Source organism: Caballeronia telluris, assembly GCF_001544495.1.
In the GTDB taxonomy this organism is placed as follows: domain Bacteria; phylum Pseudomonadota; class Gammaproteobacteria; order Burkholderiales; family Burkholderiaceae; genus Caballeronia; species Caballeronia telluris.
Window position 1 is genome coordinate 42,364 of record NZ_FCNZ02000009.1, and the last position, 22,801, is coordinate 65,164.

Consider the following 22,801-nt stretch of genomic DNA (forward strand, 5'->3'; position numbering starts at 1 on the left):
GCCTGCGCCCAAAGCGCAAGAAAGGGCCGCGGATCGTCTCCGCCGGCCCTTTTTTCTTGGCTTTCGCGTGAGACGCTGCGCGACGCCGGAGGAATCCGTCGCATCCTGCAAGCACCGCTTCATCACCGACTTCCAGCGCGATGCCCAAGAATCTGCCCCATCCGAACGAACCGAAGCCGCGGCGCCCGCCCGCGGCACGCCCGGCTGCGAGCGCCGACGAGCCGTCCGCGACGCTCGCGGACGCGGCCGGATCGCTCAAGCGCGACGGCCTCGCCGGTCTCGCGAGCCTGAAGAGCGCGCTCAAAGCCGACGCCGCGAAGCGCGAAGTCGAGCGCGTGGCGGCGGCGCGCGCGCAACGCGAAGCGATCGCGGACGCCGACGTGTTCCGTCGCTCGATCGGCGAAGTCGAGCCGCTGAAGACGCCGCCGCGCCAGACCGTGACGCGCATTCCGCCGACGCCCGTGCCGTTGCAGACGCGCCGCGACGAAGAAGCGGTCCTGCAGGAAGCGCTCTCCGACGAATACGACCCCGAAAGCCTCCTCGACATCGACGAGACGCTCTCGTACTGCCGCACCGGCGTGAGCCAGGAGGTCGTGAGGAAACTCAGGCGCGGCGCGTGGATCGTGCAGGCGCAACTCGATTTGCACGGCATGCGCCGCGAAGAGGCGCGCGAGGCGCTGGCGGAATTCATCCGCGAATCGGTCAAGCGCGGGTTGCGCTGTCTGCGCGTGATTCACGGCAAGGGGCTCGGCTCCATCGGCCGCGAACCGGTACTGAAGGGCAAGGTCCGCGCGTGGCTCGTGCAGAAACAGGAAGTGATCGCGTTCTGTCAGGCGCGGCCGCACGACGGCGGCGAGGGCGCCGTGCTCGTGCTGTTGCAACCTGGCGGCGCGCCGCGTCATCGCGGGCATCCGCTGGACCCGCACGAAAAAGTCAGCCGAAAGGACCCGCGCAGTGCATCCTAGGCTCACGCTCGCCATCTCGCTGATGGAGGCGCTCGCGCTCCTCTCTTATGCGCTCTCCGGGTTGATCGAAGCGAGAAAGCGCCGGCTCGACGCCGTCGGCGCGTTTCTCGTCGCGCTCGCGACCGCGTTCGGCGGCGGCACGGTGCGCGACGTCCTGCTGTCGCGCCGGCCGTTCTACTGGGTCGAGCATCAGGACTACGTGCTCATCATCTTCGTGATGGCGATCTTCGCGCCGATCCTGCTGCGCATGACGACGCGCCTGTTCGACGAACGCATGCTGCTCGTCGCCGATGCGATCGGCCTCGGTCTCTTCAGCATTTCCGGCACGTCGGCCGCGCTCGACGCGCAAATGCCCGCCTTCACCGCCGTCATGATGGGCGTGATCACGGGCGTGTTCGGCGGCGTGATGCGCGACGTGCTCTGCAACGAGATTCCGCTGATCCTGCGCGACTCGCGGCCCTACGCGGTATGCGCGTTCGCAGGCTGCTGGCTGTACCTCGCCCTGGAACGGATCGAATTCGACACGATCTACGCGGTGCTGGTGTCGACGGCGTTCATCCTCGTCGCGCGGCTCGTCACCTTCAAGCTCGATATCCGCCTGCCGCACTAGCACCCAAGCGGTCCGCGAAGGCTTTCGGGGCCGCGATTTGCTACAATCGGCCGGTTCCCCCACCGATTCCCGCAGACTGAACATGAACATCGAGCAAGCGCGTTTCAACATGATCGAGCAACAGATTCGTCCTTGGGATGTGCTGGACCAGGACGTCCTGAACCTGCTGTCGATCGTCAAGCGTGAGAACTTCGTGCCCACCGTGTATCGCAATCTCGCGTTCGCGGACCTCGAAATTCCGCTGCCCGGCGGCGAGCGCATGTTGTCGCCGAAGGTCGAGGCGCGCGTGCTGCAGGAACTGGCCGTCACGAAGCACGAAACGGTGCTCGAAATCGGCGCGGGCTCGGGCTACATGGCCGCCCTGCTCGCCGCGCGCGGCCGCAGCGTGACCACCGTCGAGATCTCGCCGGAACTCGCCGCGTTCGCGGAACAGAATCTGGCGGCCAACGCGGTGTCGAACGCGCACGTCGTCACCGGCGACGGCGCGCTCGGCTGGGAAGGCGGCGCGCCCTTCGACGTGATCTGCGTGTCGGGCGGCCTGCCCGTCATGCCGCAGGAATTGCTGGAGCAACTGAAGGTCGGCGGGCGGATCGCGGCCTTCGTCGGCGACGCGCCCGTCATGAAGGCGCAGATCATCACGCGGGTCGACGAGAAGCAGTTCCGCGTCTCGGACATCTTCGAAACGCTCGTGGCGCCGCTCACGAACGCCGTGCAGCCGCCGCGCTTCAAGTTCTGATCATGCAGAATCTTTCCGCCACCGACCTCGCCGCCTGGCTCGCCGATTCGTCGCGCCCCGCGCCCGTTTTGCTCGACGTGCGCGAACCGTGGGAACTGGAAACGGCGAAGCTGGCGAACATCGTCGCCATTCCGATGCGCGACATCCCGGCTCGCAGCGAAGAACTCGACGACGAAGCGCAAATCGTCTGCATCTGCCATCACGGCGCACGCAGCGCGCAAGTCGGGATGTTCCTGGAATCGCGCGGATTCACGCAGGTGTTCAACCTGTATGGCGGCATCGATGCGTGGTCGCGTCAGGTCGATCCGGGCGTGCCGACGTACTAGGTTTCCCCCGCTCCAAAAGCAAAAAGCCGCATGCGCCAGAAACGCATGCGGCTTTTTTTCGTCCTGACGATTACACCACGTTCATCGCCAGCGCACTCTCGCGGTAATGCAGGCTCGCCTTCTCGGTATCGCCGAGCTGCTCATGCAGGCGCGCGAGCGCACGGTGCGTGCGAATCTTGAGCGGCTCGTTGTCGGCGAGCTTGAGCGCCGATTCGAGAAACGCCTGCGCCTTGCCCCACAACTGCTGATGCAGACACAGCCGGCCGAGCGTGAAGAGCAGGTCGGCGTCTTCGGTGCGCTCCTTCTGCCAGGCTTCCGCGCGCTGGATGAGCGGCAGCGCATCGCCGCCCGACACGCAATCGGGATAGCGGCGCAAGAGCCGCGCGTCCCAGTTGTGCGCGAGCGCTTCCTCGACGATCTTGCGCGCTTCCTGCCGCCTGTCCAGCGCGATCAGCAGTTCGGCAGCGAGATCGGCGAGACGCGGCGACTGGCGTTCCGCCGGCGAAAGCGACTGCCACAGTTCCAGCAGCGCATCCGGATTGTGCCGACGGTCGCGCAGCAGGTTTTCCGCCGCGACCTGCCGCAGACGCACCGCGACCGCCGGATGCAGCGCCTCGCGTTTCTCCAGCATCTTGACGAGCTTCAGCACCTCGCCCCAGTTCTTCAACTGCTGCTGCGCCCGCAGCGCGATCTGCTGCGCGTGCAGACGCCGGCCGCCCTGCGCCTGCATTTCGGTCAGCGCGACGAGCGCGCCGTCCGCGTCGCGGCCGTCGGCGCGCATGTCGGCGGTCGCCATCAGGCGCGCGTCCTGCCATTCCGCGCCGGTGATCTGGCCGAGCCACTCGTCGCGGCGCGCGTACTCGTGCATCCGGTGCGCCGCGTTCGCGCCGACGAGACCGGCGGCGCCCTTGTTATCGTCGACGCTGAGGGCGTCGCGCGCCGCCTTCTCCGCCTTCGAGAAACGGCCCGCGTACAGATGGCCGATCGCATCGCGCAGCGACGCGTTCGCCTTCGCGAGCTTGCTGCGCGCGCGATAGGCCGCGACGCGCCGCGGCATCTTCCAGACGGTGCGGGCCGCGCGGATCAGCCCATAGAGCACGATGAACAGCACGACGAGCGCGACCGCGAAGAGATTGAGCGAAATATCGACGCGATACGGCGGCAACACGATGAGCACCTGCCCGCCGTTGAACCCGCCGACCGTCGCGACGACGACCGCGACCGCGAACAGGAGCGCCAGCCAGATGAGTCCACGAATCGTCATCATCCGCCTCGCTTGAACTGGTGGACCGCGGCCAGGCTGTCGTTCAGGTTCGGCACGGCGACCGCGAGCGATGCCTGATCGACCTGTTTCACGAGATCTCGCACGGACGCGACCTTCTTAGACGACGGATCGAAATAGCGGCCGAGCGCGGCATCGGCGGCGCGCAGGTCGGACTTGAGCGTCGGTTCGCTGCGCGAGAGCAGCGACAGGCGCGCCGACAACAGCCGCAGCTTCACGTTCTCACGCACGAAATAGCCCTGATCGGGCGAGGTCAGCATCGCGTCGGCGTTGTCGATGCGGCGCACCGACACGAGGCTCGACAACTGCTGCCCGACGCCGCTCACGAACTGCTGCCAGAGCACCTTCCAGCGCGGCTGGCCGGTCGCCGCTGCAATCGACGCGCTGTCGCCGGGCGCGGCCGCCTTCGCGCTCGCGCGCTCGATCGGCGCTTCGCCCGCGAGCGGCAGGTTGTCGACCTGACCGATCGCGGTGTCGAGCTTGATGGCGAGGCCGGTGAGATCGGTGCTCGGCGTGGCGTTGAGTTTGTCGATGTCCTGCGCGATGGCCTTCCTGATCGCGACGATCTGCGGCCCGGTGGCGGCAGCGAGGCGCGTATCGGCGCTTTGCAGCGCGAAGAGCGCGAGCTGGACGTTGCCCGTCAGTTGCAACTGCTGGCTCGCGCTCGACAGGATCTGCCCGACTTCGGCGATGGTCCAGTCGTCGCGGTTGCTCGCGAGATCCTGATATTGCTGTTGCAGCGCCTGGCTGTGCGCTTCGGCGTCGTTCAACTTGCCCTGCAACTGGATGATCTGCGTGTTGAGCGCGCCCGTGGAACTCGCGGCCTGGTCGGCTTTCGCGCGCAGGTCGGCAGTTTGCGCGTCGTTCGCCTGCAAACGCTGGGCAATCTGCTGGTCGGTGCGATCGAACTTGCGGTTCAGCAGGAAGCCGCCGCCGCCCGCCGCCACCGCGAGAATCACGATGACGAGCCACAACAGCGCCGTGCCCGCACTGCTTTTCTTCGGCTGCGCCTCGTAGGGCGTGAACGGCGTGTTCGGCGGCAGGGGCTGCGTCACGGTCGGCTGAGGTGAAGCTTTCTTGGAATCGTTCGAATCAGTCATGCGTGATTGAGCCGGTTGGTGGGCCGGCGCTCTGGCCGGTTTGGAATCCGTCGGCGTGGATTCCGCATTAGAGGTCTTCGTCTGTGTTGTCGTCGCGCTGTGTGTCGCATCGGCATTGTGTTGCGCTTCGCTTGCGAACACCGTCCTGAGCGACTCGGCGATGCGCTCGTCGCCGGCGCCGGACACCGTAATCCTATCAAAACCCGCCTTCCGCGCGGCTTCGGCGATGCGCGGATGCGGGCTCACGAGCGGCGCGCGCTTCAGTCGCGCGGTTTCGTCGGGGCTCAGATGCTCGCGCGCGAGTTCGTCGAGATTGCGCACGCCTTCGGAACTCGTCAGCAACCACGCGTGCGGCTCATCGGCGAGCAGCGCGTGAATCCGCTCCCACTTCTGCATCGACGGTTCGGGCACGATGCGCCGGTAGGCCGCGACTTTCTCGACCGTCGCGCCCGCTTCCGTCATGCGCTCGGCAAGCCATTCGCGCCCGCCGTCGCCGCGCACGATCAGGACGCGTTTGCCTTCGAGGCCGTTCGTGCCGAACTGAGACTCGATGGCGGCATAAAGCGCTTCGGAATCGAAACGCGGATCGGCGGATTCCGCCGACGGGCTGATCACGCGATGCGCCGGCGCCGCGACGCCCTGACGCGCGAGCGCCGCGACGCTGCCCGGCCCGACGACCGCGACCGGCACGTCCGCCGGCCACGGCGCGGCGAGCTTGCCGAACGCGTGATCGACCGCATTCGGCGACACGAACACGACCAGCGCGTATTTCCGCGGCCCGTAGAGTTCGTCGAGGGCCGCGCGCAACGGCGCCTCGTCCGTGACGGGCGCGATGTCGATCAGCGGAAATTCGAGCGTGTCGAACCCCGCGTCGGCCAAGAGCGCGAGGAGCGTGGCGGACTGGCCGATCGGCCGGGTGACGACAATGGTGACGCGTCGCGCGCTCGTCATCAGGCAGCGGGTGTCGCGGCGGGCGGCACGCGGGCGCCGCTTGCCGTGGAAAGCGCGCGCACGATGTCCATCGCGCCCTGGGCTTCGAGATCGGCGGAGACGCGGCGGCCGAGTTCCAGCGCGCCGGCGACGTCCGGTGCGTTCGCCGTGTCCTCGGCGGTGAGCACGCGCGTGCCGTCGGGCGTCGCCACGCAGCCGCGCAGATGGAGCGCGCCGTCGCGCCAGGTCGCGTAGGCGGCGAGCGGCACTTCGCAGCTTCCGCCGAGCGCGCGCGACACCATGCGCTCCGCTTCCACCGCGGCCGCCGTCTCCGGATGATGCAGCGGCGCGAGCCACGCGGCGAGTTCGGCGCGATCCGCGCGAATCTCGATGCCGAGCGCGCCCTGCCCGGCCGCCGGCAGACTTTCGTCGGCGTTCAGCAACGCGCGGATGCGCGACTCCAGTCCGAGCCGCTTGAGACCGGCCGCCGCCAGAATGATCGCCGCGTAATCGCCGCGATCGAGTTTGGCGAGCCGCGTGTCGAGATTGCCGCGCAGCGGCCGCACGTCGAGATGGGGAAAGCGCATGCGCAGCATCGCTTCACGGCGCAGGCTGGAAGTCCCGACGACGCTGCCTGCCGGCAGTTCGCCGAGCGACCCGTAGTGCGACGACACGAACGCATCGCGCGGGTCCTCGCGTTCGAGGATCGTCGAAAGCGCAAAGCCTTCGGGCAGCTCCATCGGCACGTCTTTAAGCGAATGCACCGCGAGATCGGCACGGCCGTCCGCGAGCGCGGCTTCCAGTTCCTTGACGAACAGGCCCTTGCCGCCGACCTTCGACAGCGTGCGATCGAGAATCTGGTCGCCGCGCGTCGTCATTCCTAAAATTTTTACGTCGCAAGATGGATATAATTTGTGCAGCGCACACCGCACGTGCTCCGCTTGCCACATCGCGAGCCGGCTCTCCCTCGAAGCGATCACAAGGCTTTTGGGTGGTGTCGTGGAATGCGTCTCGGAATTCATTGATGCTCGGTGAAATGACGGGATGGATAACAAACAATGGTAGCACGCACGCCAGGGTCCATTTACAGACGGACAACCCGCTCGAGCCTTGTGCCAGGCACGTGCGGCGGGCGTCGTGGGAGGAGACGAGGGACCAGAGAGTCCCGGCAAGCAAGGCCCCCGCCAATTCCTTTTCACGCACGACCGACGAAGGTTCCAGTGACTTCGTCGCCCTCTGTACATGGGTCCTGGCTTCCAAGAGGAACCCATCGTGACGTCTTCCGGATCGGCGCGCCGCGCGCGCCGCAATGCTCCTTTGCCCGACGCGCCCGCCGTGCCGTCGCCGTCATCCACCGTCGTTACGCGCGCCGCGACCGCGGGCAAGTCGTCGAAAGCGGCCGTGGCCGTCAAGGGCAAACCGTCCTCGAAAGTGGCGCCCAAGCTGAACGGCGCATCCGTGGACGCAGCGGAGCCCGCCGCGAAGCGCGCGTCGAGCCGCGCCCGCGACGACAAGGACCGCCCGCTCTTCGAAGACATCCGCTTTCTCGGCCGCCTGCTCGGCGAAGTGCTGCGCGAGCAGGAAGGCGACGCGGTGTACGACGTCGTCGAGGCGATTCGTCAGACGGCCGTGAAATTCCGCCGCGAGGACGACCGCGACGCGTCCCAGACGCTCGAAAAGCGCCTGAAGCAGCTCACGCCCGCGCAGACCGTGAGCGTCGTGCGCGCGTTCAGCTATTTCTCGCATCTCGCGAACATCGCCGAGGACCGGCATCACAACCGCCGCCGCCGCATCCACGCGCTCGCCGGCTCCGCGCCGCAGCCCGGCACGATCGCCTACGCCATCGAGCAGATGCAGGCGAAATCGAAGGACGCGGAAACGAAGGCGCTGCTGCAAAAATTCTTCGACGACGCCCTGATCGTCCCCGTCCTGACCGCGCATCCGACCGAAGTGCAGCGTAAGAGCATTCTCGACGCGCAGCACGACATCGCGCGCCTGCTCGCCGAGCGCGACCAGGAACTGACCGTGCGCGAGCGCGCGCACAACGAATCGTTGTTGCGCGCGCGCGTGACGTCGCTCTGGCAGACGCGCATGCTGCGCGACTCGCGCCTGACCGTCGGCGATGAAATCGAGAACGCGCTCTCGTACTATCGCGCGACCTTCCTCGCGGAAATTCCCGCGCTCTACGCCGACATCGAAGCCGCGCTCGCCGAACACGGCCTGCCCGCGCGCCTGCCGCCGTTCTTCCAGATGGGAAGCTGGATCGGCGGCGACCGCGACGGCAATCCGAACGTCACCGGGCCGACGCTCGAAACCGCCATCACGCGGCAGGCGACGGTGATCTTCGAGCATTATCTGGAGCAGGTGCACAAGCTCGGCGCCGAACTGTCGGTGTCGAATCTGCTCGCCGGTTCGAGCGACGCACTGAAAGCGCTCGCCGACGCCTCGCCCGACCAGTCGCCGCATCGCACGGACGAACCGTACCGGCGCGCGCTGATCGGCATCTACACGCGGCTCGCGGCGAGCGCGCGCGTGCGGCTCGGCGAAGGCGTCGTTTCGGTGCGCAGCGCGGGACGCGGCGCCGCGCCCGTGCGCGCGATTCCCTACGCCGACGCCGCCGAGTTCGCACGCGATCTGCACGTGCTGATCGACTCACTCGGGGAGCATCACGGCGCGTCGCTCGCGACGCAATGTCTTGCGCCCCTCGCGCGCGCCGCCGAAGTGTTCGGCTTCCATCTCGCGAGCATCGACTTGCGGCAGAGTTCGGACATCCACGAAGCGGTGATCGCGGAACTGTTCGCGCGCGCGGGCGTCGAGGCGGATTACGCCGCGCTTTCCGAAGAAGACAAGCGCACGCTGCTGCTGAAGGAGCTGGCGCAGCCGCGGCCGCTGCGTCTGCCGTATACGCCCTATTCCGAACTTGCGAAGAGCGAACTCGGCGTGCTGGAAATGGCGCGCGTGACACGCGAAAAATTCGGCGAGCGCGCCGTGCGCAACTACATCATCTCGCACACGGAAACCGTGAGCGATTTGCTCGAAGTGATGCTGCTGCAAAAGGAAACGGGCGTGCTGCAAGGGCGCCTCGGCAGCGACGACGACCCCGTGCGCGGCGGCCTGATGGTCATTCCGCTCTTCGAGACCATCGCCGACTTGCGCAACGCGCCCGTCATCATGGGCGAGCTGTTCGCACTGCCGGGCGTCGATGCGCTCGTCGAAAATCAGGGCGGCGAGCAGGAAGTGATGCTCGGCTACTCGGACAGCAACAAGGACGGCGGCTTCCTCACGTCGAACTGGGAGCTGTATCGCGCGGAACTGGCGCTCGTCGCGCTGTTCAAGGAGCGCGGCACGACCTTGCGCCTCTTCCACGGGCGCGGCGGCACGGTCGGACGCGGCGGCGGCCCGACCTATCAGGCGATCCTGTCGCAGCCGCCCGGCACCGTCGACGGCCAGATCCGCCTCACCGAACAGGGCGAGGTGATCGCGAGCAAGTTTGGCAATCCGGAAATCGGGCGACGCAATCTGGAAACGGTCGTCGCGGCGACGCTCGAAGCCACGCTCTTGCCGCACGAAAACTCGCCCGCGCAACTGCCGCTCTTCGAAGCGACGATGCAGGCGCTCTCGGATGCCGCGATGGCGTCGTATCGCGCGCTCGTCTACGAGACACCCGGCTTCACCGACTACTTCTTCTCGTCGACGCCGATCGCGGAAATCGCGGAACTGAACATCGGCAGCCGGCCCGCTTCGCGCAAGCTCCAGGACCCGAAACAGCGCAAGATCGAAGACCTGCGGGCGATTCCGTGGGGCTTCTCGTGGGGACAATGCCGGCTGCTTCTGACCGGCTGGTACGGGTTCGGCGGCGCGGTCGCGCAGTATCTCGACGGCGCGGGCAGCGACGCCGAGCGCGCGAAACGCCTTGCCACGCTCAAGAAGATGCACAAGAGCTGGCCGTTCTTTGCGAACCTGCTGTCGAACATGGACATGGTGCTGGCAAAGACGGACCTCGCGGTGGCGTCGCGCTACGCGCAACTCGTCGCGGACAAGAAGCTGCGCAAGCATGTGTTCGAGCGGATCGTCGCGGAATGGGCGCGCACGTCGGACGCGCTCGCCGAAATCACGGGCAAGGGCGAGCGTCTCGCCGACAATCCGCTGCTCGCGCGTTCGATCAAGAACCGCTTCCCGTATCTCGATCCGCTCAATCACCTGCAAGTGGAACTGCTCAAGCGCCACCGCTCGGGTGACCAGAACGAGCGCCTGCGGCGCGGCATTCATCTGACGATCAACGGCATCGCGGCGGGCCTGCGCAATACCGGCTGATTGGCGACGGCGGCCGCGTGCTTCGCGCGGCCGCCGCTTTTTTCAACTCGCCTCGATCATCATCGCGTCGAGTTCGAACGAGCCGTCTTGCTGCACGGCAAAGTACTTGCGCACCTCGTCCGGCGCGTTATTCCACATCGATTTGATCGCCACGACGCGTTCCGCGGGCGTTCGCATGCGCGTCACCCACGCATCGAATTCGAGCGGCAGGCGCCAGCGGCTCGTCACCTTCGCGGCGAAACCCGCCGCTTCGAAAAGCGCAATCCATTCGTCGGCGCGATAGTCGCGGATATGCGATGCGTCGCGCAGCAATTCGATCGCCTGAATGTGCGTGTCGAGGAGCGGATGATCGGCGCCCGCGATATCGACGAACACCACGCGGCCGCCCGGTTTCAGCACGCGCCGCACTTCGCGAAGCGCCGCCGGGACGTCGTGCCAGTGATGCGCGCTCATCCGCGAGAGCACCCAGCAAAACGACGCATCCGCGAACGGCAGCTTTTCCGCCGGCCCTTGCTGCGTGCGGATGTTGCCGAGCCCGCGCTCGGCCGCGGCGCTGGCGACGGTCGCGAGCATCGGCTCGGCGATGTCGTACGCCACCACCGATTTCACGTGCGGCGCCACCGCGAAGCTCACGTGCCCCGCGCCGCAGCCCAGATCGAGAACGTTGGCTTGCGGCGTCGCAGAAACCTGGCGCGCCAGTTCCTTGAGATCGGCGCCCGTCGCGTGGACGGCGCTCGTCAAATAGGCGGCGGCGGTGCTGCCGAAGGCGTCGGCGACCTGGTCATGGTGTTTCATCGATTGCTCCGTGGGGTTGAGTTTGGGTTGTCGGTGGAGTCCGTGCCGCTACAATAGAGCCCGCCCTGTACCGGTACAAGTCAAGCGATTATTCCGGTATCTAAACTACCTGCCCCGATTCACCGACGTTTCATGACCACCCTGTCCACGGAAAAACACGACACTGACGTCACGCCCGCGCGGGCGCTCGGCGATTTCATCCGCGCGCATCGCGAACGGCTCTCGCCGCTCGCGGTCGGCCTGCCGCCCGGCCCGCGCCGCCGCACGCCGGGCCTGCGCCGCGAGGAAGTCGCGCAACTGTGCGGCGTCAGTCCGACCTGGTACACGTGGATCGAACAGGGACGCCCGGTCTCCGCCTCCGCCGACGCGCTCGCGCGCATCGCCGTCGCGCTGCAGCTCTCGCGCGCCGAGCGTGCGTATCTGTTCGAACTCGCCGGCGAGCGCGATCCCGCCGAGCCCGATCCCGCCGCGCAGGACGCCCCCGCCGCGCTGCTGCAAACGGTCTCGCTGATCGGCGCGCCCGCTTATGTGCTCGATCGTCAGTGGAATGCGCTGCGCTGGAATCCGCAGGCGTCGGACCTGTTCGTCGGCTGGCTCGACGGAACGCACGACCGCAATCTGCTGACGTATATGTTCACGACGCCGCAGGCGCTGGAACTGGTGGTCGACTGGGAAACGCGCGCGCGGCGGCTCGTCGCGGAATTTCGCGCGGATTCGATCCGGCATCTGAACGACGCGCCGACGCGCGCGCTGATCGACGGCCTCACCGCCGCGAGCGACGCGTTCGCGCGCTTCTGGGCATCGCAGGACGTGGGCGAGCGCGAAGGCGGCGAGCGCGCGTTCAATCATCCGGTGCACGGACGGCTCGTCTTCGATCAGATCACGTTCAAGCCCGCTCATCGCGAGGATCTGAAGCTCGTGATTCTGGTCGGCGGCGCCTGACCCGCTGGGCGAAAAAGCGCCACCAAAAAAATGCCCAGCCGAGGCCGGCCGGGCGAACCGTTCTCCCCGGATGCGCCGGCGAGAACGGGGACACGCAATGAGCCATGCCCGCGCTCTCGTCGCAGGACGCTCTCGTTTCTTGTTTCCCCGATGGTCTCCCGCTCTTTTTTTGCGCTATGTCAAAAGCCTTACGCGGCGCAGAACCGATCGGATGCACACACGGCGCGAAAAAATCGGTTCTGGGCGCGAGGATTCGTTCTGTAAGATGGCCGGGCCGCTTTCACGAACGGACATACGAGCGTCACGATGCCGACAGCCCTTCCCCGCGATCCGACGCCCGACACGCTCGTCGAACTCCTCGAACGCGTTGCTACCGAAGACGCCGCTGCACTGCGCGCGCTCTACGACCTCACATCGTCGAAACTGTTTGGGCTCGCGCTTCGTATATTGGTGAAGCGCGAGTGGGCCGAAGAGGTCCTGCAGGACGCGTTCGTCAACATCTGGCGCTATGCGGGCGACTACCGCGCGGGACTCTCCGCGCCGATGACCTGGATGGCGGCCATCGTGCGAAACCGCGCGCTCGACTTTCTGCGTCGGCAGAAGGCGAGCGGCGCGGCCGCGGAAACGCAGTGGAGCGAAGCGTTGGACGACATCCTGCCCGGCAACGAGGCCGATCCGTCGGAAGAAACGCTCTTGAGCCAGGAAGCCCGGCGGCTCAGGATCTGCATGGAGCAGCTCGAAGCGAGCCAGCGCCAGGCGGTCGCGCTCGCCTATCTGCGTGACCAAAGCCACAGCGAAGTGGCGAATGCAATGCAGGTCCCGCTCGGCACGGTGAAATCGTGGATCCGGCGCGGTCTCGACAAGCTCAAGGCTTGCCTGGGAGGTCTGTGATGGATCTGAACAGACATCCCGACCTCGTCGACCGGCTCGCCGCCGAATATGCGCTCGGCGTGATGCGCGGCCCGTCGCGGCGGCGCTTCGAAGCCATTTCCCAACGCGATCCGGCGATTCGCGTCGCCATCGAAACGTGGCGCGCGCGGGTTCTGGCACTCGGCGAACTCGCGCCGCACGAGACGCCAACGGCTGCCGTGTGGGACGCGATCGAGCGGCGTCTGAATCTTGGCGGCGCGCGCCGCCCGGCGCCCGCCGCGCCGCCGCCGCGCTGGTTCGAGAGCCTGTCGTTCTGGCGCGGCTGGTCGATCGCGGCGACCGCCGTGGCGGCGATCGCGCTCGTCGTCGCGCTGCGGCAACTGACGCCGGTTCCGGCGCCCGTGCCCGCGCCGCAGGTCGCGGAGGAACCGCACGTCGGCTACGTCGTGACGCTCGCCGACAAGGAATCGCGCACGACGATGCTCGTCACCTGGGACGACCGTACGTCCGAGATGACCGTGCGCCGCATGAGCGGCGTCACCGATCCCGCCGGCAAGTCGATGCAGCTCTGGGGCTTGCCGAAGGAAGGTCATCCGGTGTCGCTCGGCGTGCTCCCGCCGGGCGGAACGGCGCGCTTCAAGGCGGCGTCGGTGAACACGTTCCCGGCGCTCGCGGTGTCGGTCGAGCCGCCGGGCGGATCGCCGAACCCGAACGCGCCGACCGGACCCGTCGTCTACACCGGCAAGGTAGTTCCGGCCGCGTGATAGCGTGCTTCGCGGCGTGCGCCGGGCCGGCGCACGCCGCGTAATGGGAAAGCGCCGATGTTAAAATCGCGGATTCCCCGGCTTCGCGCCGCCTGCTGCCGCTCTTTCCCCGAATTCACATCACCATGACGTCCCAACTGCACAAAAAAGGCGAAGCCTGGTCGGCTCGCTTCTCCGAGCCGATGTCGGAACTCGTCAAACGCTATACGTCGTCGGTGTTCTTCGACAAACGGCTCGCGCTCGTCGACATCGAAGGATCGCTCGCGCATGCGTCGATGCTCGCCGCGCAGAAGATCATCGGCGCGGACGATCTGCAAGCGATTCAACGAGGCATGGCGCAGATCAAGGGCGAAATCGAGCGCGGCGAATTCGAGTGGAAGCTCGATCTCGAAGACGTCCATCTGAACATCGAGGCGCGCCTGACGGCGCTGATCGGCGATGCCGGCAAGCGTCTGCACACGGGCCGCTCGCGCAACGACCAGGTCGCGACCGACATCCGCCTGTGGCTGCGCGGCGAAATCGACCGCATCGGCGGTCTGCTGAAGGACCTGCGTCTCGCGCTGATCGATCTCGCCGACCAGCACGCCGGCACGATCATGCCCGGCTTCACGCACTTGCAGGTGGCGCAACCGGTGACGTTCGGGCATCACCTGCTCGCCTACGTCGAAATGTTCGGTCGCGACAGCGAGCGCATGCGCGACTGCCGCGCGCGCGTGAACCGCCTGCCGCTCGGCGCGGCGGCGCTCGCGGGCACGAGCTATCCGATCGACCGTCACGCGGTGGCGAAGACGCTCGGCTTCGACGGCATCTGCGCGAATTCGCTCGACGCGGTGTCGGATCGCGATTTCGCGATCGAATTCACGGCGGCGGCCGCGCTCGTGATGACGCACGTCTCGCGCTTCTCGGAAGAACTCGTGCTGTGGATGAGCCCGCGCGTCGGCTTCATCGACCTGGCGGACCGCTTTTGCACGGGTTCGTCGATCATGCCGCAGAAGAAGAATCCGGATGTGCCCGAACTCGCGCGCGGCAAGACCGGGCGCGTGAACGGGCACCTGATGGCGCTCCTCACGCTGATGAAGGGCCAGCCGCTCGCGTACAACAAGGACAATCAGGAAGACAAGGAACCGCTCTTCGACACGGTCGATACGGTCGCCGATACGTTGCGCATCTTCGCGGAAATGGCGGCGGGCATCACGGTGAAGCCGGACGCGATGCGCGCGGCGGCGCTCCAGGGCTTCTCGACGGCCACCGATCTCGCGGATTATCTGGTCAAGCGCGGCCTGCCGTTTCGCGACGCGCACGAGGCCGTCGCGCATGCGGTGCGGATCTGCGTGGACCGCGGGTGCGATCTCGCGGACTTGTCGCTCGACGAGATGCGCGCGGAATTGCCGAAGGTCGCGCATCTGCTCGGCGACGATGTGTTCGAATACCTGACGCTCGAAGGGTCGGTCGCGAGCCGCAATCATCCGGGCGGAACGGCGCCGGAGCAGGTTCGCGCGGCGGTGAAGGCGGCGCGGGCGGCGTTGGCGTAAGCCACGACGCACGCGAACGGCGCCTGGAACGTAGCCAAAAAAGCTACGTTCGTAGCCGACCTTGCTACGTTTTCCCGCCGGCCCTGACCGATGATCATCCGCCCCAAGCTCCACTGGTTCCGTCTGCTCTTCGTCTGGCGCGGCTCCGTCCTCCCGCAGTTGTTGCCGCGGCTCATGCTGATTCTCGCGCTGTCGATCGTCGCGATCTTTCTACACGATCACATGCGTAATTATCCCGTCGGTCTCGGCACGCCGCCGTTTGCGCTCGTCGGCATCGCGCTCGCGGTATTTCTCGGCTTTCGCAACAGCGCCAGTTACGAGCGCTGGTGGGAAGGCCGCAGGCTCTGGGGCACGCTCGCGATCACCGCGCGCTCGCTGACGCGTCAGGCGCTGACGCTGCCGAGCCCGCGCCAAGCCGCGCATACGCGCGAGTTCATTGCCGCGCTCGGCGGATTCGCTCACGCGCTGCGCCACCAACTGCGCGGCACCGACGCCTGCGACGACCTCGCGCCGCGCCTGCCGCCCGATCTCCACGCGCGCGTGATGGCCGCGCGGTTTCGCCCCGCGACGATCCTGCTCTGGCACGGCGAATGGGTCGCGGCGCGCTCGCGCGAAGGCGCCATCGACGGCTACGCGCTGCTCGCGTTCGAGCACAATCTGAATGCGCTGTCGGAAGTGATCGGCGGATGCGAGCGGCTGGCGAACACGCCGCTGCCCTTCTCCTACTCGGTGATGATCCACCGGACGGTCTATCTCTTTTGCGCGCTGTTGCCGTTCGGTCTCGTCGATGGAGCGGGTCTGCTCACGCCGCTCTTCGCGCTCCTGCTCGCCTATGCGTTCATGGCGCTCGAAGCCATTGCCGCGCAGATCGAGGACCCGTTCGGAATGGAAGAGAACGACCTCGCGCTGAATTCGATGTGCGAGACGTTGGAGATTGCCCTGCACGACATGGCCGCCGACACCGCGTTCGAACGCGCGCCGAAGCCGCCTTCGCGCGCGAGCGACTATTTGCTCGATTGACCGGCTGCCGTCAGTCAAACAACTTTCGTCTCTTGCGCTGACACAGTTTATTGCACGGCTTGCGGTCCACCGCGTGTCTCGCATCGACCATAATTCTCCGGTTCCACTCTGGAGATATGACTTGAAACTGTTCTACAAAGCGGGCGCCTGTTCGCTCGCGTCGCATATTGCTCTGCGGGAGTCGGGCCTGCCGTTCGACATCGAAGCCGTCGACCTTCAGAAGAAGCTCACCGCGAGCGGCGCCGATTTCCTGCAAATCAACGCGAAGGGCTACATCCCCGCGCTGCAGCTCAACAGCGGCGAAGTGCTGACCGAAGGCGCCGCCATCCTGCAATACATCGCAGATCAAACGCTCATCGCGCGGCTTGCACCGGTGAACGGCTCCATCGAACGCTACCGCCTGCAAGGCTGGCTGAATTTCATCGGTACGGAGTTGCACAAGAACTTCTCGCCGTTCTTCAACCCGGCCGCGAACAGCGAATGGAAAGCCGCGGCGATGGCGAATCTGGAACGCCGTCTCGCCTACGTGGCGCAGCAGCTCGAAGCCACGCCTTATCTGCTCGGCGACGCATTCGGCATTGCCGACGCGTATCTCTTCACCGTGCTCGGCTGGGCAAAGCACATCGACCTCGACCTCGGCAAGTGGCCGGCGCTGGTCGCCTACCAGACGCGCGTGGGCGCGCGCGCTAGCGTGCAGGCAGCGATGAAGGCGGAAGGGCTGATCTGAGCGATCAGCGGTTCTTCGCCTCAAAACGAAACGGCCCTCGCGGGCCGTTTTTTCATTGCAGCACGTCACGCGGACATCAATCCCGCACGCAGTCCACGAAATACTCGATGCGCCCGTTGATCATCTCGCCCACGAGGCCGTGGATATCCGTATGGAAGCCCGGGAAGCGTTCGTTGAACTCGCGCGCGAAGCGCAAATAATCGACGATCGTGCGGTTGAAGCGCTCGCCCGGAATCAGGAGCGGAATGCCCGGCGGATACGGCGTGAGCAGGATGCTCGTCACGCGGCCTTCGAGTTCGTCGATCGGCACGCGGTCGATCTCGCGGTGCGCGAGTTTCGCGAACGCTTCGGACGGCTTCATCGCCGGCTCCATGCTGGAGAGATACATCTCCGTCGTCAGGCGCGCGATGTTGTTCGCACGATAGACGCTGTGAATCTGCTCGCACAGATCGCGCAGCCCGATGCGCTCATACGACGGATGCTGCGCGATGAATTCCGGCAGCACGCGCCAGAGCGGCTGGTTGTTGTCGTAGTCGTCCTTGAACTGCTGGAGTTCGGTGACCATCGAGTTCCAGCGGCCTTTCGTGATGCCGATCGTGAACATGATGAAGAACGAGTACAACCCCGTCTTCTCCACGATGATGCCGTGCTCGGCCAGATACTTCGTCACGATCGCGGCCGGAATGCCGGACTCTCCGAACTCGCCGTCCACGTCGAGCCCCGGCGTGATGATCGTCGCCTTGATCGGGTCGAGCATGTTGAAGCCTTCCGCGAGCGGCCCGAAGCCGTGCCAGCGGTCGTTCGGCTTCAGAACCCATTCCTCGCGGTCGCCGATGCCCTCTTCCGCCAGCGCGTCCGGGCCCCAGACCCTGAAGAACCAGTCGTCGCCGTATTCGGCGTCGACCTTGCGCATCGCGCGCCGGAAATCGAGCGCCTCCGCGATCGATTCCTCGACGAGCGCCGTGCCGCCCGGCGGCTCCATCATCGCCGCGGCCACATCGCACGACGCGATGATCGCGTACTGCGGGCTCGTCGACGTGTGCATCAGGTACGCCTCGTTGAAACGATGCCGGTCGAACGTGCTGTTCTCGCTGTCCTGCACGAGAATCTGCGACGCCTGCGAAATGCCCGCGAGCAGCTTGTGCGTCGAGTGCGTCGCGAAGACGAGCGCGCCGGTGCGCGGACGGCCCGCGCCGATCGCGTGCATGTCCTGATAGAACGAATGGAACTCGGCGTGCGGCAGCCACGCTTCGTCGAAGTGCAGCGTGTCGAGCAGGTCGCCGAGCAGGTCCTTGATCATCTCGACGTTGTAGATCACGCCGTCGTAGGTGCTTTGCGTAATTGTCAGAATGCGCGGCTTGACCTTCGGATTCTTCGCAAGCGCCTCGCGTGCGAACGGATTCGCCTCGATCTTCTTGCGAATGTTCTCAGGCTTGAATTCGTCGCGCGGAATCGGACCGATGAGGCCGAAGTGATTGCGCGTCGGCGTGAGGAACACGGGGATCGCGCCCGTCATCGTGATCGCGTGCAGGATCGACTTGTGGCAGTTGCGGTCGACGAGCACGATGTCGCCAGGCGCTACGGTCGCGTGCCAGACGATCTTGTTCGACGTCGACGTGCCGTTGGTCACGAAGAACAGATGGTCCGCGCTGAAGATGCGCGCCGCGTTGCGCTCGGACGCGGCGACCGGCCCGGTGTGATCGAGCAGTTGGCCGAGTTCGTCGACCGCGTTGCAGACGTCCGCGCGCAGCATGTTCTCGCCGAAGAACTGGTGGAACATCTGGCCGAGCGGGTTCTTCAGGAACGCGACGCCGCCCGAGTGGCCGGGACAGTGCCACGAGTACGAGCCCTCTTCCGCGTACTGCACGAGTTCCTTGAAGAACGGCGGCGCGAGCGAATCGAGATAGACCTTCGCCTCGCGGATGATATGGCGCGCGACGAACTCCGGCGTGTCCTCGAACATGTGGATGAAGCCGTGCAGCTCGCGCAGGATGTCGTTCGGCAGATGGCGCGAGGTGCGCGTTTCGCCGTAGAGGAAAATCGGGATGTCGGCGTTGCGGCGGCGCACGGCCGTGACGAACGCGCGCAACGCGACGATCGCGGCCGCGAGTTCCGGCGTGTCGCCTTCCGCGACCACGACGTTTTCCGCGTACGGCAGCAACTCGTCGTCGTCGATCGACAGGATGAAGCACGACGCGCGGCTCGACTGCTGCGCGAACGATGTCAGGTCGCCGTAGCTCGTCAGGCCGAGCACTTCGGCGCCTTCGCGCTCGATCGCCTCGGCGAGCGCGCGGATTCCAGAACCCGAGATGTTCTCGGAGCGAAAGTCTTCGTCGATGATGACGACGGGAAAACGGAACTTCATTGGGCGAATCTCCAAATGGAACGACCGCTGGCCGGGCGCTCGATGCCCGATTCCAGCGGTCTTTCGTCAACCGGTGCGGGTTCAACTCCCGGTTCGACTTGCTTCACGACGCTTCGTGCGGTCCCGCTCAGGTTTTCGGCAGCGTCACGCCGTGCTGCCCCTGGTACTTGCCGCCGCGATCCGCATACGACGTCTCGCAGACCTCGTCGCTCTCGAAGAAGAGCACTTGCGCCACGCCTTCGTTCGCGTAGATCTTGGCAGGCAAAGGTGTCGTATTCGAGAATTCGAGCGTCACATAGCCCTCCCATTCGGGTTCGAACGGCGTCACGTTGACGATGATCCCGCAGCGCGCGTACGTCGATTTGCCGAGACACACGGTCAGGCACGAGCGCGGAATGCGGAAATACTCGACCGTGCGGGCGAGCGCGAACGAATTCGGCGGAATGATGCAGACGTCGCCCTTGAAGTCGACGAACGACTTCTCGTCGAAATTCTTCGGATCGACGATGGTCGAATTGATGTTCGTGAAGATCTTGAATTCGTCGGCAACGCGGATGTCGTAGCCGTAGCTCGACGTCCCGTAGGAGACGATCTTGCGGCCGTCTTCGGCCACGCGCACCTGATCGCGCACGAACGGCTCGATCATCTTGTGCTCTTCGGCCATGCGCCGAATCCACTTGTCGGACTTGATGCTCATAAGGGACGCTACCAACGGTGAGCGGCGCGGACACGAAATCCGGCGCCTTGCGTGAAACGGGGCATGGCCGGACGGCGCTTCGGGAAGCCAAAAGGCGCTGCCGGACAAACGAAAGCGCGTATTTTACTTGAATGACGTGACGGTTCGCCGCGCGCCGGGAAGCGGCCGTTATTGTCTTACGACGCCGCACGCGAGCGCCGGGCCGGCGCTGTGCGGGCCGATCACGTAGGGGTCGGAAGCATCGCGATGCAGGATGAGCGCGCGCGACACCACGGAGCGCACGCCGTCGAGCGACACGTCGGTCGCGACGATAAAGCCGGTTGCCGTGCCGTTCGCGTCGGAGCGGATGTTGGCGAGATCGCCTTCGGCGCGCGAACTCGACCGCCTGCGGTCGGCCGCCAGCGCGAAGACGGGGCCGGCGTCGGGCTGGCTCGTGACGATGCAGTCGCCGCGCTCGTGCACCTGCAACGCGTGCTCGCTGTTCGGCGGCATGCCGGCAAGGTTATAGGAGATCTGGACGCCGTCCGCGCGTTCGATCAGTGTGACAGTGCCGCGCGTGGCGCTGCCGGGCGTGGACAGAAGCGTCGCGTCGGCGCGCTTCTCGTGGTTCTGAAAAATGATGCCGCAGCCCGAGAGCAGGAGCGTGCTCGCGGCCATCGCGATCAAGGCGGCGCGCGACCATCCGTCGAATCTCTGTCTCATGCGATCCTCTTGGCGGCCGCGCACGCCCCATGCATGCGCGCTGCCGCACCAATCGAAGGCAACATGATACCGCGAGCCGCACGGCGTCAGGCTCGCGCCAGAGGGGTCGATCAGGTGTTCTGCACGACGATGCTGGGGAACTTCGACGTCATGTCGCGCTGACGCTCCGCGATACCGATCGCCACCTTGCGCGCGATGGCCCGATACGTCTCGGCGGCGCGGCTTTGCGGATCGGACACGACGGTCGGCGCGCCCGCGTCGGTGCGCTCGCGGATCGCGATGTCGAGCGGCAACTGGCCGAGTATGTCGACGCCGTATTCCTTCGCCATGCGCTCGCCGCCGCCCGCGCCGAAGATGTGTTCCTCGTGGCCGCAGTTCGAGCAGACGTGCGTGCTCATGTTCTCGACGATGCCGAGGATCGGAATGCCGACCTTCTCGAACATCTTGAGGCCCTTCTTCGCGTCGAGGAGCGCGATGTCCTGCGGCGTCGTGACGATCACGGCGCCCGTCACCGGCACCTTCTGCGAGAGCGTGAGCTGGATGTCGCCCGTGCCCGGCGGCATGTCGACGACGAGGTAGTCGAGGTCCTTCCAGTTGGTCTGGCGCAGCAGCTGTTCGAGCGCGGACGTGACCATCGGGCCGCGCCAGATCATCGGATTGTCCTGCTCGATCAGAAAGCCGATCGAGTTCGCCTGGATGCCATGGCCGACGAGCGGGTTCATCGACTGGTTGTCGGGCGACTCGGGGCGGCCGGTGATGCCGAGCATCATCGGCAGCGACGGGCCGTAGATGTCCGCGTCGAGCATACCGACCGACGCGCCCTCGGCCGCGAGCGCGAGCGCGAGGTTCGCGGCCGTCGTGCTCTTGCCGACGCCGCCCTTGCCCGATGCCACCGCGATGATGTTCTTGACGTTCGGCAGCAGTTTCACGCCGCGCTGGACCGCGTGCGCGACCACCTGCGACGATACGTCCACCTGCACCTCGCCCACGCCCGCGACCTGCCGCAGCGCCTCGCCGACGAGCGCGCGGACCGCCTCGAACTGCGACTTCGCCGGATAGCCCAGCACGACACTCAACGAGACTGTCGAACCGTCGACCGCGATGTTGCGAAAGGCCTTGGCGTCCGCGAACTTGCGATGGGTGTTGGGATCGATCAAGGTAGCGAGTGCGGTGTCGATCTGGGCGCGGTCAATACTCATCGAAGCTCCATGGAACGGTGGTTGCTGGCGCCAGACGGCTACCCATGACCACGCAAAATTGAAAGGAATTGTTAAGTGCGGTTGCGCACGGCACGGCCGCGCTGCACTATCCGACGCGGCAATTGGCCTGGAACCAGCGCCTTGTCCCGTGCGCAAGCTAGAAGCTTATTGTAGTGTCTGCGGCGCGGGACCGCCGGAAGACCCCTCGGACCGCGTGTCCGCGATCGTCCGGATCGTTAGTTGATTACTGGAGAATACTGAAAATGAATGCAAAATTGTTGACCCGCTTGTCCGTTTTCGCCGTGGCAGGCGCGCTCGTCGCGGGTTGCGCCTCGCAGCAAGGCAACAACACGGCGGTCGGCACGGGCGTCGGCGCGGCCACGGGCGCGGGTCTCGGCGCGATCTTCGGCGGCGGCAAGGGCGCGGCGATCGGCGCAGGCGTGGGCGCGGCGGTCGGCGGCATCACGGGCTACAACTGGCAGGCGATCAAGGGCAAGATTTCGGGCGACGCGAAGGGTACCGGCACGCAAGTCACCGAGCAGCAGGACGGCTCGCTCAAGGTGAACATCCCGAATTCGATTTCCTTCGACACGAACAGCTACGCAATCAAGCCGTCGTTCGATCCGGTGCTCAATTCGGTCTCGCAGACGCTCACGCAGCATCCCGAGCTGATCGCGTCGGTCGTCGGCCATACGGACAACACCGGCCAGCCGGCTTACAACCAGACGCTGTCGCAGAATCGCGCGCAGAGCGTCACGCAGTATCTGGGCGGACACGGCGTCGCCGCGCAACGTCTGTCGGCGCAGGGCATGGGTCAGAACCAGCCGATCGCGGACAACTCGACCGAAGCCGGCCGGGCGCAGAATCGTCGCGTGGAAATCTACCTGCGCGCGACGGCGCAGCCGGGCCAGGTGCAGTAAGCGCC

20 protein-coding genes are annotated in these 22,801 nt (G+C 66.2%); 12 read left to right on the top strand and 8 right to left on the bottom strand.

Annotation, left to right across the window (positions count from 1 at the left end):
• Positions 1-140 precede the first annotated feature (140 nt).
• The 4 genes from AWB66_RS13370 to AWB66_RS13385 all read left to right on the top strand — a co-directional run bounded on the left by AWB66_RS13370 (position 141) and on the right by AWB66_RS13385 (position 2,637).
• On the top strand, positions 141-965 hold the full coding sequence (locus AWB66_RS13370; protein ID WP_087630765.1) for a Smr/MutS family protein: 825 nt from the start codon (positions 141-143) through the stop codon (positions 963-965).
• Positions 955-1,575 carry a trimeric intracellular cation channel family protein gene (locus AWB66_RS13375; protein WP_087630766.1) on the top strand — a complete coding sequence of 207 codons (621 nt, stop codon included), beginning with the start codon at positions 955-957 and terminating at the stop codon, positions 1,573-1,575. The genes AWB66_RS13370 and AWB66_RS13375 overlap by 11 nt, the downstream gene beginning before the upstream one ends.
• Positions 1,576-1,657: 82 nt before the next feature.
• Positions 1,658-2,311 (top strand): protein-L-isoaspartate O-methyltransferase family protein, encoded by a 654-nt coding sequence (locus tag AWB66_RS13380; RefSeq protein ID WP_087630767.1) that lies wholly within the window; start codon positions 1,658-1,660, stop codon positions 2,309-2,311.
• Positions 2,312-2,313: 2 nt separating this feature from the next.
• Entirely contained in the window at positions 2,314-2,637 is a 324-nt protein-coding gene (locus AWB66_RS13385) for a rhodanese-like domain-containing protein (protein ID WP_087630768.1), read from the top strand.
• A 70-nt stretch (positions 2,638-2,707) separates the two neighbouring features.
• On the opposite strand, the gene AWB66_RS13390 is transcribed toward AWB66_RS13385, so the two are convergent.
• The 3 genes from AWB66_RS13390 to hemC are packed head-to-tail and all read right to left on the bottom strand — an operon-like array spanning position 2,708 to position 6,971.
• Positions 2,708-3,901 (bottom strand): heme biosynthesis protein HemY, encoded by a 1,194-nt coding sequence (locus tag AWB66_RS13390; protein ID WP_200818990.1) that lies wholly within the window; start codon positions 3,899-3,901, stop codon positions 2,708-2,710.
• Positions 3,901-5,970, bottom strand: coding sequence for a fused uroporphyrinogen-III synthase HemD/membrane protein HemX (gene hemDX / locus AWB66_RS13395; RefSeq protein WP_087630770.1), 2,070 nt, complete (start codon positions 5,968-5,970; stop codon positions 3,901-3,903). Before hemDX ends, AWB66_RS13390 begins: the two co-directional genes overlap by 1 nt.
• Complete coding sequence (gene hemC / locus AWB66_RS13400) at positions 5,970-6,971, bottom strand: hydroxymethylbilane synthase (protein ID WP_087630771.1); 1,002 nt, start codon at positions 6,969-6,971, stop codon at positions 5,970-5,972. Before hemC ends, hemDX begins: the two co-directional genes overlap by 1 nt.
• Before the next feature lie 250 nt (positions 6,972-7,221).
• On the opposite strand from hemC, the gene ppc reads away from it, so the two are divergent.
• Entirely contained in the window at positions 7,222-10,263 is a 3,042-nt protein-coding gene (gene ppc / locus AWB66_RS13405; protein WP_087630945.1) for a phosphoenolpyruvate carboxylase, read from the top strand.
• Between the two features lie 42 nt (positions 10,264-10,305).
• Here ppc and AWB66_RS13410 read toward each other — a convergent pair whose 3' ends face one another.
• Positions 10,306-11,058, bottom strand: coding sequence for a class I SAM-dependent methyltransferase (locus tag AWB66_RS13410; RefSeq protein ID WP_087630772.1), 753 nt, complete (start codon positions 11,056-11,058; stop codon positions 10,306-10,308).
• 132 nt (positions 11,059-11,190) lie between these two features.
• Here AWB66_RS13410 and AWB66_RS13415 point away from each other — a divergent pair, with 132 nt between their 5' ends.
• The 6 genes from AWB66_RS13415 (at position 11,191) to gstA (ending at position 16,913) form a co-directional block, all read left to right on the top strand.
• Positions 11,191-12,000, top strand: coding sequence for a helix-turn-helix transcriptional regulator (locus AWB66_RS13415; protein ID WP_087630773.1), 810 nt, complete (start codon positions 11,191-11,193; stop codon positions 11,998-12,000).
• A gap of 306 nt (positions 12,001-12,306) precedes the next feature.
• Positions 12,307-12,891, top strand: coding sequence for a sigma-70 family RNA polymerase sigma factor (locus tag AWB66_RS13420; protein WP_087630774.1), 585 nt, complete (start codon positions 12,307-12,309; stop codon positions 12,889-12,891).
• Complete coding sequence (locus AWB66_RS13425; RefSeq protein ID WP_087630775.1) at positions 12,891-13,634, top strand: anti-sigma factor; 744 nt, start codon at positions 12,891-12,893, stop codon at positions 13,632-13,634. Before AWB66_RS13420 ends, AWB66_RS13425 begins: the two co-directional genes overlap by 1 nt.
• Positions 13,635-13,759: 125 nt before the next feature.
• Positions 13,760-15,166: an argininosuccinate lyase gene (argH, locus tag AWB66_RS13430; protein ID WP_087630776.1), complete on the top strand. Its 1,407-nt coding sequence runs from the start codon at positions 13,760-13,762 to the stop codon at positions 15,164-15,166.
• A gap of 90 nt (positions 15,167-15,256) precedes the next feature.
• A complete protein-coding gene (locus tag AWB66_RS13435; RefSeq protein WP_087630777.1) occupies positions 15,257-16,186 on the top strand; it encodes a bestrophin family protein in 930 nt (309 codons plus the stop codon).
• A 121-nt stretch (positions 16,187-16,307) separates the two neighbouring features.
• A complete protein-coding gene (gstA, locus tag AWB66_RS13440; RefSeq protein WP_087630778.1) occupies positions 16,308-16,913 on the top strand; it encodes a glutathione transferase GstA in 606 nt (201 codons plus the stop codon).
• 76 nt (positions 16,914-16,989) lie between these two features.
• On the opposite strand, the gene AWB66_RS13445 is transcribed toward gstA, so the two are convergent.
• The 4 genes from AWB66_RS13445 to apbC all read right to left on the bottom strand — a co-directional run bounded on the left by AWB66_RS13445 (position 16,990) and on the right by apbC (position 21,876).
• Positions 16,990-19,278: an arginine/lysine/ornithine decarboxylase gene (locus AWB66_RS13445; protein ID WP_087630779.1), complete on the bottom strand. Its 2,289-nt coding sequence runs from the start codon at positions 19,276-19,278 to the stop codon at positions 16,990-16,992.
• 127 nt (positions 19,279-19,405) lie between these two features.
• The gene (gene dcd / locus AWB66_RS13450) at positions 19,406-19,975 is read right to left on the bottom strand and encodes a dCTP deaminase (RefSeq protein WP_087630780.1); all 570 of its coding nucleotides are present in this window, start codon (positions 19,973-19,975) and stop codon (positions 19,406-19,408) included.
• Positions 19,976-20,143: 168 nt separating this feature from the next.
• A complete protein-coding gene (locus AWB66_RS13455; protein ID WP_087630946.1) occupies positions 20,144-20,677 on the bottom strand; it encodes a superoxide dismutase family protein in 534 nt (177 codons plus the stop codon).
• A 110-nt stretch (positions 20,678-20,787) separates the two neighbouring features.
• A complete protein-coding gene (gene apbC / locus AWB66_RS13460; RefSeq protein ID WP_087630781.1) occupies positions 20,788-21,876 on the bottom strand; it encodes an iron-sulfur cluster carrier protein ApbC in 1,089 nt (362 codons plus the stop codon).
• 263 nt (positions 21,877-22,139) lie between these two features.
• Here apbC and AWB66_RS13465 point away from each other — a divergent pair, with 263 nt between their 5' ends.
• Positions 22,140-22,796, top strand: coding sequence for a YiaD family glycine zipper/OmpA-like lipoprotein (locus AWB66_RS13465; protein WP_087630782.1), 657 nt, complete (start codon positions 22,140-22,142; stop codon positions 22,794-22,796).
• The last annotated feature ends 5 nt before the right edge of the window (positions 22,797-22,801 follow it).